Source organism: Streptomyces sp. NPDC041124 (assembly GCF_055592385.1).
Map to the genome: position 1 here is coordinate 386,841 of NZ_JBVIYR010000006.1, position 12,147 is coordinate 398,987.

The following is a 12,147-nucleotide window of genomic DNA, read 5'->3' on the forward strand; positions in this document are numbered from 1 at the left end:
CGGGGCAGGATCACGGCCTGCCGTCCTGCGGCGGTGTGCCGCCGGGGCGCTCGGCCTCTTCGGGCCCGGGCGTCCGCAGCGCGCGGGTCTCGGCCTTCAGGATGCGCGTCGACTTGCCCGCCGAGCGGATGAGGTCCGGACCCTTCCTGACGGCGAGGACGGCGATGACGACGACGAGGATGACGGCCAGTTCGCTCAGTCCGAACATGGGGGTTTCCTGCTCCTTCTCCGGGGCCGGGGCGCGAATCTACATCACTGTAGATTAGGAGGGGGGTCCTGTGGGCCGCGCGGGCGTTCCGGGAGGGCGTCTATACGATGTCTGCCCGGCGAACCGGCGGTGGCGGAAGGGAGTCAGGGCGTGACGGAGGAGCGGCAGCGTTCCCGGCGGCGGGGGCAGGGCGAGCTGGAGGCGATGGTCCTGTCGGCGCTGCGGGAGGCGGACGGCCCGGCGACGGCCGGATGGGTGCAGGAGCGCCTCGGCACGGACCTCGCCTACACGACCGTCATCACGATCCTGACCAGGCTGCTGGCCAAGGGCGCGGTCACCCGCGATCGAGCGGGCCGGTCCTTCGCGTGGACGCCCGCGTCGGACCAGGCGGGCCTGGCCGCGCACCGGATGCGCAAGGTGCTGGACGCCGAGAGCGACCGGCATGCGGTACTGGCCAGTTTCGTCACCGGCCTCGGTCCGGCCGACGAGCGCCTGCTGCGGGAACTGCTGGAACGGCCGGAGAGCGACGGGGAAGACTGAGCCGTCATGGGGGTCTTCGTCTTTCTGCCGCTGGTGCTGCCCCTGACCGCCTGGCCGATCGCGCGCCTCGCCGAGCACCATCTGCACCCGCGGAGCGCGACCCGGCTGCTGACCTGGGTGGCCGCGGTGATGGCGGTGTGCAGCACCGTGTGCCTGGCGCTGGTGATGGTGGTCGGCACCGCCCAGCTGCCGGGCAACCCCCTGCCCGACGGCTGGTCCGACCCCGAGGTGCGCGCCGCCGTCCCGTACGACGAGATCGTCGGCAAAGCCGCGATCCCCGCCCTGTGCGCGGTGGTGGTGGCGTGCTGCCGGACACTGTGGCGGCACGGCCGGGTACGCCGCCGTGCCCACCGGGCGCTGTCCGGGCTGCGCGGGACGGAGGTGGCGGTCCTCCCGGACGGGGTGCCGTACGCGTACGCGCTGCCGGGCGGGCGGCGGGACCGGGTGGTGGTGACCACCGGGCTGCTGGAGCGGCTCGGGCCGGCCGAGCGCCGGGCGCTGTTCGCGCACGAGCGGGCCCATCTGGCGGGACGGCACCACCGTTTCCTCCTCGCGGTCCAGTTGGCCGCGCGGGCCAACCCGTTCCTGCGGCCGCTGCGGACCGCGGTGGCGTACACGGCGGAACGGTGGGCGGACGAGGACGCCGCCCAGCGGGTCGGCAGCCGCCGGGCCGTGGCGCACGCGATCGGCAGGGCGGCCCTGGTGTCCCGGGGTACTCCGGTGCCCACACTGGCGGGTCTCGCTGCGGCCGGGCCGGTCCCCCGCCGGGTGGCGGCCCTGCTCGCCCCCGCCCCGGCCGTGCGGCGCTGGCCGTCGCTGTTCACCGTGGTGGGGCTGGCGGCGTGGGGCGCGGCCGCGGGGGCCGTCATGTCCGCCATGTCGTCCGCGAACTCCGCCGTGACGATGGCGCTCATCCTGTACGCGGCCACGCCCCTGTGACCCGTGCGGCACCGGTGCGCGGGCGCGGCGAGCCGGTGCCGGCCCGCCGCGCGGTCCGGTCCGGTCAGAGGTCGAACTCGTGCGGCGGAAGGTCGAGGGCGTAGCACGCCTCGCGCACCACGGCCTGCTCGCGCTGGTCGAAGTCGCCGTCGGCGCCGCCGATGACGATGCCGATCTGGATGACGGCCCGCGCCTCGGCGGGCTTCTTCTTCGCCTTGGCGATCTCCTGCATGACGCTCACCCTGCCGAGGGCGAAGTCGGCGGTGAGCTTGCCGATGTTGTCCTCGAAGCGGCGGCGCAGGTCGTCGGCGGGGAAGTTCCGCAGCACCTCGTTGGTGGCGATGAGCTGGGCCACGCGCTGCCGTTCGGACGGGTCCACCGTGCCGTCGGCGGCCGCCACCAGGGCGCACATCGCCATGCTCGCGTCGCGGAAGGCGCCGCTCTTGAGGTCGTTCTTCCTGGCCATCAGCTGAGTCTGCATCTGGGACGCAGAATCCTTGAGGCGGTCCCACAGGGCCATGAGGACTCCGTACGTGTCGGGGGTGCCCGGAGCGGGCGGCTCCGGGCACGGCTTACTTCTACAGTACTGTAGAAGTAAGCGCCCGCCGCCGTCAGTCCTCCTCGTCACCCTCGAAGAAGTCCCCGACCTCGTCGACGACCTCGGCCGCGACCATGCCGCCGACGACACCGACGGCCAGTCCGGCGGCGCCCGCCGCGACGACCGTCCCCATGCCGGGGCCGGACCGGTGAGGGTCGTGGTGGTGCTCGCCGTGGCCGTGGTGTCCGGCGTGCTCCCCCTGCCCGATCAGCCGGCGCACCCAGCCGTCGACCTCGCTGTTCCAGTCGCGGGAGTCGTGGTGGCCGACGGTGAACCGGGTGAGCGCGTCGTGGCCGCCGGAGAAGAGGCCACCGCGCTTGTCGGCCTCCAGGACGACCTCCATGCCGCCGGGGTTGGCGAGGAAGGTCACCTCGATCTCGTTCACCCGGTGCGCGTGCTCCGGCGACGGGGTGATCTCGATCTCCTGGTAGAAGGGCAGCTGCTGCCCGGTCCCGCCGATGTGCCCGTACTCCAGGTCCGCCGACCGGAAGCCGAAGCCCAGCCGGCCGAACGCGTCGAGGATCTCCTCCTGGACGGGCAGTGCGCCGACGGTCAGCGGGTCGAGGTCGCCCTTGTCTCTGGCGCCCGCCACCGACAGCTCGGTGCGCACGCCGAGCACGATGCCCAGCGGCTGTCCGTACAGCTCGGTGATGGGCGTCTCCCACGGCAGCGTCACCCCGAACGGCACGTCGAGTTCCTCGTCCTCGGCGAGCCGGAACCCGCCGCCGACGGTGAACCGGCCGAAGGGGACGACGCCTTCGCTCTCGCCCTCCTCGTGCTCGGCCTCCACCCGTGCCACCAGCTCCAGGGTGATGTGCTCGATGTCGAAGGCGGTTCCGCCGCCCTTGATGTGGACCTGGCCGGTCAGTTCCCCGCCGGGCCGGACCGGGCCCGGGGTGAGGACCGTGTCGACGGTGGGGCCGCCCACGCCGAGCGAGCCGAGCAGTCGTTTGAACACCATGAGGGCGTCCGCTCCTTAAACGTACGTGTGTTCCATGAGGACGGTGCCGACCGCCGTGGGCGTACGGCATTCGTTCTACAAACGCGTAGAAGCATAGGTGGTCCGACCGGCCCCTGTCCCCGCACACCGGCTCAAGTCGCCTTCCGTGCGTGCCGGTTGGGATCGCACGTATGTACGTCACCTCTCGTCCGTACGGCCGGAGGGCCGCCCGCGTGGGGCCTGATGGCCCCGGGAGGACGACCCTGAGGGCCCTGGGCCGGCGACGTCGGCGCGGCGATGCTGGAAGCGGGGAAGAAGCTCTCGTCCCGGAGGTGCGTGTCATGCTTTCGCCCGTTGTTGTCGGAGTCGATGGTTCAGCCGAGAGCCTGGCCGCCACCGCGTGGGCGGCGCGCGAGGCCACCCGTCGCGGCCGGCCCCTCCACCTGCTGCACGTGCGCGAGGGGAACCCGCGCGGTGAGGCGCCCATCGCGGGCGCGGCCCGCCGGTCCCTGGCCCAGCGGGTGCTGCGGCAGGCGGAGGAACACGCCCTCGCCGCGAGCCCCGGCGTGCGCCTGCGCGACGCCCAGGTCGAGGGACCGGCCGTCGACGCCCTGGTGAAGGCGGCCGGGGACGCCGACCCGCTGGTGCTCGGTTCCCGCGGGCTGGGCCGGATCAGCGGATTCCTCATGGGATCGGTCGCACTCGGTGTGGTGGCCAAGGCCACGCACCCCGTCGTCCTCGTACGGGCGGACACCGCGACACCGCCGGGCGCCGACACGGAGACCGGCGCCGGACGGCACGACGTCCTCCTCGGCCTCGACGTCACCGAACCGTGCGACGAGGTGATCGACTTCGCCTTCGAGTCGGCCCGCCTGCGCCGGGCGCGGCTGAGGGTACTGCACGCCTGGCGCGCTCCGGACCCGCTCACCCTGGGCCCCGGCGAGGTCGGCCTGGTCGGCGACCCCCAGCGGGCGGAGGAATGGCTGGGCTTCGTCTCCGCGGTGCTCCGCGTGTGGCGCGACAAGTACCCCGACGTCGACGTCCTGGAGACGGTGGTGCGGGGCAAGCCGGCGGACGCCCTGCTGCGGGCGGCATCCACGGCGGAACTGCTGGTCGTCGGCCACCGGCTCACCGGCCGGCCGAGGGCCCCGCGCACCGGCCCGGTCACCCACACCCTGCTCCAGCAGGCCGGCTGCCCGGTGGCCGTCGTGCCGCACCTGTGAGACACGCGGTGCGGTGAGCACGGGGACGGCCGCCCTCCGGCGGCCCCCGTACCCCGGCCGGCCGGTCCGCCCGGACGGAACAGGCCGCCCTCGGCCCCCGTACCGCCCGGCGGACGCGATCCCGGGCCGTTCGCCACCCGCGCCGGGACCGTCGGCCCTCACCTCCGCGGCCCGCCCGCCGCAGGGTCGAAGTAACGCAGCAGCGCTGCACCGGACACGAAACGGACGGACTGGCCGATGTATCCAGAAGACGGTTTCCGCGAACTCGGGCGCAAGGAGGCCCTGAGGCTGATGGCCACCGTGCCCGTCGGCCGCATCGTCTACACGCGCCGGGCCATGCCGGCCGTGCTGCCGGTCACCTTCGTCCTCGGCCACGACGGTGCCGTGCTGCTGCGCACCGCGGCGGGATCCGCGCTGGCCCACGCGATCGACCGCGCGGTGGTCGCCTTCGAGACCGACGACGTCGACGCGGCCCGGCGGGCCGGCTGGAGCGTGGTGGTCACCGGCCCCGCCGCCGTGGTCACCGACCCCGCCGAACGCGAGCGGCTGTTCCGTACGGGACCGGTCTCCTGGGTGCCCGCACGGCACGAGGTCTTCGTCCGGATCGAGCCCGAACTCGTCACCGGCCGCGAACTCGTCGGCGGACGCTCCCTGTACGGCGTCGACCTGGCGGCGGTGGAAGGCTGACGGCGTGCGCCCGGCCGCACCCCGCCCCCCGGGCCTCACGGGTTCCGGGAGACCGAAAGGGGAACCCGCCGGTGTACCGGGGCCCGCAACCGTTGCGTGAGGAGGACGGCATGGCTTCGCGGCCGCTCGACGACAGGACGGTCACCACGCTGGTCGCCGCGGCGACCGCGGCACCGTCCATGCACAACGCCCAACCGTGGCGCTTCCACTACCGCGGCGCGGAACACCTCCTGCTGCTGCGCGCCGACCCCGAACGGGCCATGCCCCACTCCGACCCCGACGACCGGGCCCTGCACATCGGCTGCGGTGCCGCCCTGTTCAACCTCCGGGTCGCCGCCGCCCACGCGGACCTCGTCGCGGACACCGGCCTCCTGCCCGACCCAGGCGACCCCCTGTTGCTCGCCGCCGTCCGGCTGTCCGCCCCGCTCCCGCACCGCCCCGCGGACGCGGAGCTGAGCCGACTGCACCCCGCGATCCGGCAACGGCACACCAGCCGCCACCCCTTCGCCGACAGGGACCTCCCCGGCGAGGTGCGGGCGACCCTGGAGAACGCCGCGGCCCAGGAGGGGGCCGCGCTGCTCTTCCCCGGTGCCTGGCACGCCGAGACGGTGCTCGACCTGGTCCACGACGCGGAGAGCCGGGATCTCGCGGACCCCGGCGCCAACGAGGACGTGCTCCGCTGGACCCGGCTGGGCGCCGAGGCGGACACCGCCGTCGACGGCATCCCCGAGTACGCGTTCGGACCGCGCAAGCGGGACGGCCGGGCCCCCGTCCGTGACTTCGCGGGCCGCCGCACGGTCGCCGACCGCGGCACCACCGCGTTCGAGAACACCCCCCACCTGGCCCTGCTGAGCACCCGCGGCGAGGGCCCCGCCGACTGGCTGCGGGCCGGACAGGCACTGGAACGCGTCCTGCTGGAGGCCACCCTGGCCGACCTGGCGACGTCCCTCACCTCGCACGCCCTGGAGGACCGGGCGCTGCGCATGCTGGCCCGCGACCCGGCGTCGGGCACCGGGCAGGTGCACATGGTGCTGCGCCTCGGCTACGGCCCCCGGGGCCCGGCGACCCCCCGCCGCCCCGTCCAGGACGTGCTGGAGATCACCTGAGACGTCCGCCGCCCCGCCGGACGAGGCTGCCCCCGTCCTCGTCGCGGTGCCGGCACGGTTCTTCGCCGGCCTCACCGACACCCTCCGGACGGACCCCACCCTCCTCGGCGGGGCCCCATCCGGGGGCGTCTCCCATCCGGGGCCGTCCCCCATCCGGGGGCGTCTCCCATCCGGTGGCGTCCGCCCGGCGACGGCCCCGGTCACGGGCCGCACCCTCCCCGCCCGGCGGCGGCCCCGGGCGCCGCGCAGGCGTGGCACCCGAACCTGTGACTTTGCGGCTCCTTTACAGTTGGCGTAGAAACAGGCCATCCTGCTTCCACACCATTCCTCCCACGCGTCCGAGAAGGAGCGACGGTCTCCCGATGGGTGATCCTCCCAGTAGCAGCCGTGCCACCACCGCCCGTCCGTGCCGTACGGCCAGCAGGGGAGCGGGGGTGGCACGGTGACCGAGGTCCTGCTGCTCCTGCTCGCACTGCTGCTGACCCTGGCCTGCGCGGTCTTCGTCGCGGCCGAGTTCTCCCTCACCACCGTCGAGCGCGGTGAACTGGAGCGTGCCGCCGAAGCCGGCGAGCGCGGAGCCGAGGGCGCGCTGCGCGCGGTACGGCGCCTGACACTCCAGTTGTCCGGCGCCCAGCTCGGCATCACGGTCACCTCACTGGTGATCGGCATGCTCGCCGAGCCCTCCCTCGCCGCGCTGTTGCGCGCACCCCTGCGCTCCCTCGGCCTGGGCGGTGCCGCCCAGGCCGTGGCGACCCTGCTGGGCGTGGCGCTGTCGACGGTGATGCTGATGGTGATCGGCGAGCTGGTCCCGAAGAACTGGGCGATCTCCCGGCCCGCCGCGGTCGCCAAGGTCGTCGCCGGACCCCAGCGCGCGTTCACCGCCGCCTTCGGCCCGTTCATCGGGCACCTCAACAGCACCGCCAACCGCTTCGTACGCCGCCTCGGTCTGGAGCCCGCCGAGGAACTGGCCTCGGCGCGCACCGCCGAGGAACTGGGCGCGCTCGCCCGGCGCTCGGCCGCCGAGGGCGCCCTGGAGGCGGACTCCGCGGAACTCTTCGTCCGCACCCTGCACCTGAGCGAGCTGACGGCCGAGAACGTGATGACCCCCCGGGTCGACGTCAAGGCCCTCGAAGTGCACGCGACGGCCGCCGACGCCGCCGCCCTCAGCCACGCCACCGGACTCTCCCGCTTCCCCGTCTACCGCGACAGCCTCGACGAGGTGGTCGGCACCGTCCACATCCGCGACGTCCTCGCCCTGGAGCCCGAGCGCCGGGCCGGCACGGCCGTCACCGAGCTGACCGCCCCGCCCCTCCTGGTCCCCGACAGCCTCCCCGCCGACCGGCTGCTGGAACGGATGCGCGCGCACCGCACCATGGCCGTGGTCATCGACGAGTACGGCGGCACGGCGGGCGTGGCCACCGTGGAGGACATCGTCGAGGAGGTCGTCGGCGAGGTCCGCGACGAGCACGACCCCTTCGAGATGCCCGACCTGGCGCGCGCCCCGGGCACCGAGGACGGACGCTCCGTCTGGGAGGCCGACGGCAGCGTCCGCCTCGACCGGCTCGCCGGCATCGGGCTCACCGCGCCGGACGGCCCGTACGAGACCGTCGCCGGGCTGATCGCCACCCACCTGGCCCGCATCCCCGTCAAGGGCGACGTGGTGGAACTCGACGGCTGGCGGCTGGACGTGCTGGACGTCGAGCACCACCGCGCCGACCGCATACGCGTCACCGAGCCGGCCCCGGCCCCGCTAGCCCAGGCACTGGAAGGCGCCCGATGACCGCCCTGCAGCTCGCCATCGGCGCCCTGACCCTGCTGACCAACGCGTTCTTCGTCGGCGCCGAGTTCGCCCTGATCTCGGTGCGCCGCAGCCAGATCGAACCGCGCGCCCAGGCGGGCGAGAAGCGCGCCCGGATGACCCTGTGGGCGCTGGAACACCTGTCCGCCATGATGGCCACCGCCCAGCTCGGCATCACCGCGTCCTCGCTGGTGCTCGGCGCGGTCGCCGAACCCGCCATCGCGCACCTGCTGGAGCCCGGTTTCGAGGCGGTGAACATCCCGGACGCCCTGGTGCACCCGATCGCGTTCGTCATCGCCCTGGCCCTCGCCACCTATCTGCACATGCTGATCGGCGAGATGGTGCCCAAGAACATCGCCCTCGCCGCGCCCGTGCCCAGCGCCCTGCTGCTGGGCCCGCCGCTGGTGGCGCTCACCCGGGCGCTGCGGCCGTTCGTCTTCGGCATCAACGCCTTCGCCAACGTCCTGCTGCGGCTGCTGCGCGTCGAACCGAAGGACGAGGTCGAGTCGGTGTTCACCGACGACCAGCTCGCCCGGATGGTCCTCGACTCCAGTGAGGCCGGCCTGCTCGGCCCCGCCGACGGGCAGCGGCTGCGTGACGCCCTGGAGCTGGGCACCCGCCCGGTCGGTGAGATCCTGGTCCCGGTGCAGCGGATGCGCACCACCGACCACACGGTCACCCCGGCCCGGCTGGAACGGCTGGCGGCCGAGGCCGGCCTGTCCCGCTTCCCGGTGACCGGCCCCGACGGTGCCCTCCTCGGCTACCTGCACGTCAAGGACACCCTCGGCGTCACCGAACGTGACCGGCCCTTCCCCCGCACCTCGCTGCACAAGATCACCCGGGTCCGCATCGACACCCCGCTCGACGACACGCTCACCGCCCTGCGGGGCGAGGGCAGCCACCTCGCCGCCGTCGTCGGGGAAGGTGGCACCGTCATCGGATTCGTGACCATGGAGGACGTCCTGTCCGAACTGGTCGGACCCGCGGCCCCCGCCACCGCCTGACCCGCCCGGCCGGGAACACGACACCGGCCGGAAGCGTTGGCTCATTGCACACCCACAGAAGGAGCACGTACGTGTCCGCCAGACCGACGGACCCCCCGGGGCACAGTCCCCGACCATCCCGCCAGGCACCACCTGAGCACGGCACTCGGCGGGATGGTGTTCGATGAGTGCCGCGAACGCCCTCCTGGGCCTGCTGGCCGTCTTCGTCCTGACCGCGGGCACCGGCTACTTCGTCGCCCAGGAGTTCGCCTACGTCTCCGCCGACCGCCTCGCCCTGGCCCGCGACGCCGAGACCGGTGACCGCAAGGCCGCCCGCGCCCTGAAGGTGCTGGAGCGGCTGTCGTTCATGCTGTCGGGCGCCCAGCTCGGCATCACCGTCACCGGCCTTGTGGTGGGCTTCATCGCCGAGCCCTCGGTGTCCGCGCTGCTCAGGCCGGTGCTGTCGGGCGCGGGCATCCCCAACGCCGCCGTGAGCGGCATCGCGGTCGTGCTCGCCTTCGTCCTGGCCACGGTCGTGCAGATGGTGCTGGGCGAACTGGCCCCGAAGAACCTCGCCATCGCCGTGCCGGAACGCCTGGCGAAGGCGCTGGCCGGCTCCACGCTCGCCTACCTCAAGGTCGTCGGCCCGCTCGTGCACGTCTTCGACGCGGCCGCGAACAAGCTGCTGCGCCGGGCCGGCATCGAACCGGTCGAGGAGCTGCACCACGGCGCCACCCTGGAGGAGCTGGGCCATCTGATCGGCGAGTCCCACGAGAAGGGGGCCCTGCCCGGGGACACCGCCGCCCTGCTCGACCACGCCCTGGAGTTCTCCGAGCGCACACTGAACGAGGTGATGGTGCCCCGCGTGGACGCCGTCTTCGTCCGCGAGGACGCCACCGCCGCCGAAGCGGTCGACCTGATCGCCCAGTACGGCCACTCCAACTACCCGGTGCTCGGCGACCACCCCGACGACATCGGCGGTGTCCTCGGCGTGGCCGAGCTGATGCGTCTGCCCGCGGACCGGCTCGCCGCCACCACGGCGGGAGCGGTGGCCCGGAGGCCGCTGCTGCTGCCGGACACCCTGCCGCTGCCCGACGCCGTGACCCAGATGCGCGAGCGCGACGACGAGTTCGCGGTCGTCCTGGACGAGCACGGCGGCGTCGCCGGCATCGTCACCTACGAGGACATCGCGGAGGAACTCGTCGGCGACATCGCGGACGAGTCCGACACCGTCACCGAGGTCGCCGTCGCCGCCGGCGGCGGCTGGCTGGTGGACGCCGGGCGCCGGCTCGACGAGGTGGCCGAGGCCACCGGCATCGAGCTGCCCGAGGAGGACGACTACGAGACCGTGGCCGGCCTGATCGTCGACCGGCTCGGCCGCTTCCCGGCCATCGGGGACCGGCTCACCGTCGAGCTGTCCGACGGCGCGAGCGCCGTCATCGACGTACGCACCCTCGACCGGCACGTCCCCGACCGCGTGCGGATCGAGCGGCAGGCCCCGGAGACGGAGGAGCAGGCATGAGTTTCCCGATGGCGCTCTTCGTCACCGTGCTGCTGCTGATCGGCAGCGGATTCTTCGTGGCCGCCGAGTTCGCGCTGGTCGCGGCGAAACGGCACCGCATGGAGAAGGCGGCGGCCGAGGGCAGGCGCGGGGCCAAGGCCGCCCTGGCCGGCATGCGCGAACTGTCCCTGATGCTGGCCGGCGCCCAGCTCGGCATCACCGTGTGCACGCTGGGCCTGGGCTCGGTGTCCAAGCCCGCGATCTCGCACGAACTCGACCCGCTGCTGCACCGGCTGGGCCTGCCCAGCGCGGTCAGCTACGCGGTGGCCTTCGCCGTCGCCATGATCGTCGTGGTGTTCCTGCACATGGTCGTCGGTGAGATGGCCCCCAAGTCGTGGGCCATCGCCCACCCCGAGCGCTCCGCGATGCTGCTCTCCCCGCCCTTCCGGGCCGTGGTGAAGGTCGTACGGCCGCTGATCCGGGTGCTGAACGCGGTGAGTAACGCCCTCGTACGGCTGTGCCGGGTCACCCCTCGTGACGAGCTGGCCTCGGTGCACAACCGGGAGCAGCTCACCCACCTGGTCGCGGAGTCCGAGCGGCTCGGCCTGATCAGCGAGACGGACTCGGACCTGCTGACCCGCTCACTGACCGAACCCGACACCCCGGTGCGGGAGCTGAGGGTGCCGGCCGCCGAGATCGTCTGGGTGGACGGCGGCGCCGACCTCGACGAGATCCTGCGCGTGGCGGCGTCCCGGGACCGCACCCGGCTGCTGGTCCGCGAGCACGACACCGTCCTCGGCTCGGTGCACGCCCGCGACGCCGTGGTCGCCCGCGCCCAGGGCCGGGCCACCAGCGCCCGCGCGCTGGCCCGCCCGGTACCCGGCCTGACCGAGGACGCGACGGTCGCCGAGGCGATCGACCTGCTGCGCCGCCGCCGCTCCTCGCTCGCCGTCGTCCGTGACGCCTCCGGTACCCTGACCGGCCTGGTGGCCCTGGACGACCTGCTGGCCCGTTTCCTGCAGCCCCAGACGGCGTAGGAACGGACCACTCACGCGGCGTTCCCACCGGCGCCCCGTCCGGCCCCGGCCGGACGGGGCGCCCTCGCGTCAGGCGCGTCCCGCACCGCGGTCGCAGCGCGCCGCAGCCGCCGCCACCGGCGCGACGGGGGAGCGGCGTCGCCGGCCGTCGGCCCGGGTCACCCGTCCAGCCGACGGCGTCGTTCGTTGTGCCAGGCGATGGCCCGCCGGATGTCGGGCTCGTCGAGGCCGGTGCGGCGGGCGAGCCGGTCCATGGAGAGCTCCGGCGGGCCGGACGTCATGACCCGGCTGATCTTGGCGGCCCAGAGCTCCTCGATCACGAACGGGCGGCGCCCGTACGCCTCACGCACCACGTCGAGGTGGGCCGCGCAGCAGGCGGTGACACGGCGCAGACCGTCGTGCCACTCGTCGGTGGGGTGAGCGGCGGAGGAGTCCGCGACGTATCCGCGCACCGCCTCACCCTCGGGGAACGTCCTCGCGCACAGGTCGCACAGCTGCGGTGCGACGGTCTCCGGACGCCGTGCGTGCTTCCTGCGCTTCCACATCGGAGCTCCCGTGGGCCGGATGCGGCCAGCGTACTGCGGCCT

The 12,147-nt window shown here is 73.9% G+C and carries 13 protein-coding genes; 9 read left to right on the forward strand and 4 right to left on the reverse strand.

The window, feature by feature from the left end; genetic code table 11:
• Positions 1-10: 10 nt before the first annotated feature.
• Positions 11-208: a twin-arginine translocase TatA/TatE family subunit gene (locus tag ACZ6A9_RS19140; RefSeq protein WP_468986873.1), complete on the reverse strand. Its 198-nt coding sequence runs from the start codon at positions 206-208 to the stop codon at positions 11-13.
• Positions 209-358: 150 nt separating this feature from the next.
• Here ACZ6A9_RS19140 and ACZ6A9_RS19145 point away from each other — a divergent pair, with 150 nt between their 5' ends.
• Positions 359-748: a BlaI/MecI/CopY family transcriptional regulator gene (locus ACZ6A9_RS19145; protein ID WP_468986875.1), complete on the forward strand. Its 390-nt coding sequence runs from the start codon at positions 359-361 to the stop codon at positions 746-748.
• 6 nt (positions 749-754) lie between these two features.
• Positions 755-1,687, forward strand: coding sequence for a M56 family metallopeptidase (locus ACZ6A9_RS19150; protein WP_468986880.1), 933 nt, complete (start codon positions 755-757; stop codon positions 1,685-1,687).
• Positions 1,688-1,751: 64 nt separating this feature from the next.
• Here the strand turns inward: ACZ6A9_RS19150 and ACZ6A9_RS19155 are convergent, their stop codons facing one another.
• The gene (locus ACZ6A9_RS19155; protein WP_468986882.1) at positions 1,752-2,207 is read right to left on the reverse strand and encodes a tellurite resistance TerB family protein; all 456 of its coding nucleotides are present in this window, start codon (positions 2,205-2,207) and stop codon (positions 1,752-1,754) included.
• A gap of 91 nt (positions 2,208-2,298) precedes the next feature.
• The gene (locus ACZ6A9_RS19160; protein ID WP_468986884.1) at positions 2,299-3,246 is read right to left on the reverse strand and encodes a sporulation protein; all 948 of its coding nucleotides are present in this window, start codon (positions 3,244-3,246) and stop codon (positions 2,299-2,301) included.
• Between the two features lie 320 nt (positions 3,247-3,566).
• Between ACZ6A9_RS19160 and ACZ6A9_RS19165 the strand changes: the two genes are divergently transcribed.
• The 7 genes from ACZ6A9_RS19165 to ACZ6A9_RS19195 all read left to right on the forward strand — a co-directional run bounded on the left by ACZ6A9_RS19165 (position 3,567) and on the right by ACZ6A9_RS19195 (position 11,560).
• The gene (locus ACZ6A9_RS19165) at positions 3,567-4,448 is read left to right on the forward strand and encodes a universal stress protein (protein WP_468986887.1); all 882 of its coding nucleotides are present in this window, start codon (positions 3,567-3,569) and stop codon (positions 4,446-4,448) included.
• Between the two features lie 237 nt (positions 4,449-4,685).
• Positions 4,686-5,135, forward strand: coding sequence for a pyridoxamine 5'-phosphate oxidase family protein (locus tag ACZ6A9_RS19170; RefSeq protein WP_468986892.1), 450 nt, complete (start codon positions 4,686-4,688; stop codon positions 5,133-5,135).
• Positions 5,136-5,245: 110 nt separating this feature from the next.
• Positions 5,246-6,241, forward strand: coding sequence for an Acg family FMN-binding oxidoreductase (locus ACZ6A9_RS19175; RefSeq protein ID WP_468986894.1), 996 nt, complete (start codon positions 5,246-5,248; stop codon positions 6,239-6,241).
• 442 nt (positions 6,242-6,683) lie between these two features.
• Complete coding sequence (locus ACZ6A9_RS19180; protein ID WP_468986900.1) at positions 6,684-8,021, forward strand: hemolysin family protein; 1,338 nt, start codon at positions 6,684-6,686, stop codon at positions 8,019-8,021.
• Positions 8,018-9,043 (forward strand): hemolysin family protein, encoded by a 1,026-nt coding sequence (locus tag ACZ6A9_RS19185; protein ID WP_468986906.1) that lies wholly within the window; start codon positions 8,018-8,020, stop codon positions 9,041-9,043. Before ACZ6A9_RS19180 ends, ACZ6A9_RS19185 begins: the two co-directional genes overlap by 4 nt.
• Before the next feature lie 163 nt (positions 9,044-9,206).
• A complete protein-coding gene (locus ACZ6A9_RS19190) occupies positions 9,207-10,544 on the forward strand; it encodes a hemolysin family protein (RefSeq protein WP_468986910.1) in 1,338 nt (445 codons plus the stop codon).
• Positions 10,541-11,560, forward strand: a complete 1,020-nt coding sequence (locus ACZ6A9_RS19195; protein WP_468986913.1) for a hemolysin family protein — start codon at positions 10,541-10,543, stop codon at positions 11,558-11,560. The genes ACZ6A9_RS19190 and ACZ6A9_RS19195 overlap by 4 nt, the downstream gene beginning before the upstream one ends.
• A 158-nt stretch (positions 11,561-11,718) precedes the next feature.
• Here the strand turns inward: ACZ6A9_RS19195 and ACZ6A9_RS19200 are convergent, their stop codons facing one another.
• A complete protein-coding gene (locus ACZ6A9_RS19200) occupies positions 11,719-12,105 on the reverse strand; it encodes a hypothetical protein (RefSeq protein ID WP_468986916.1) in 387 nt (128 codons plus the stop codon).
• Positions 12,106-12,147: the final 42 nt, after the last annotated feature.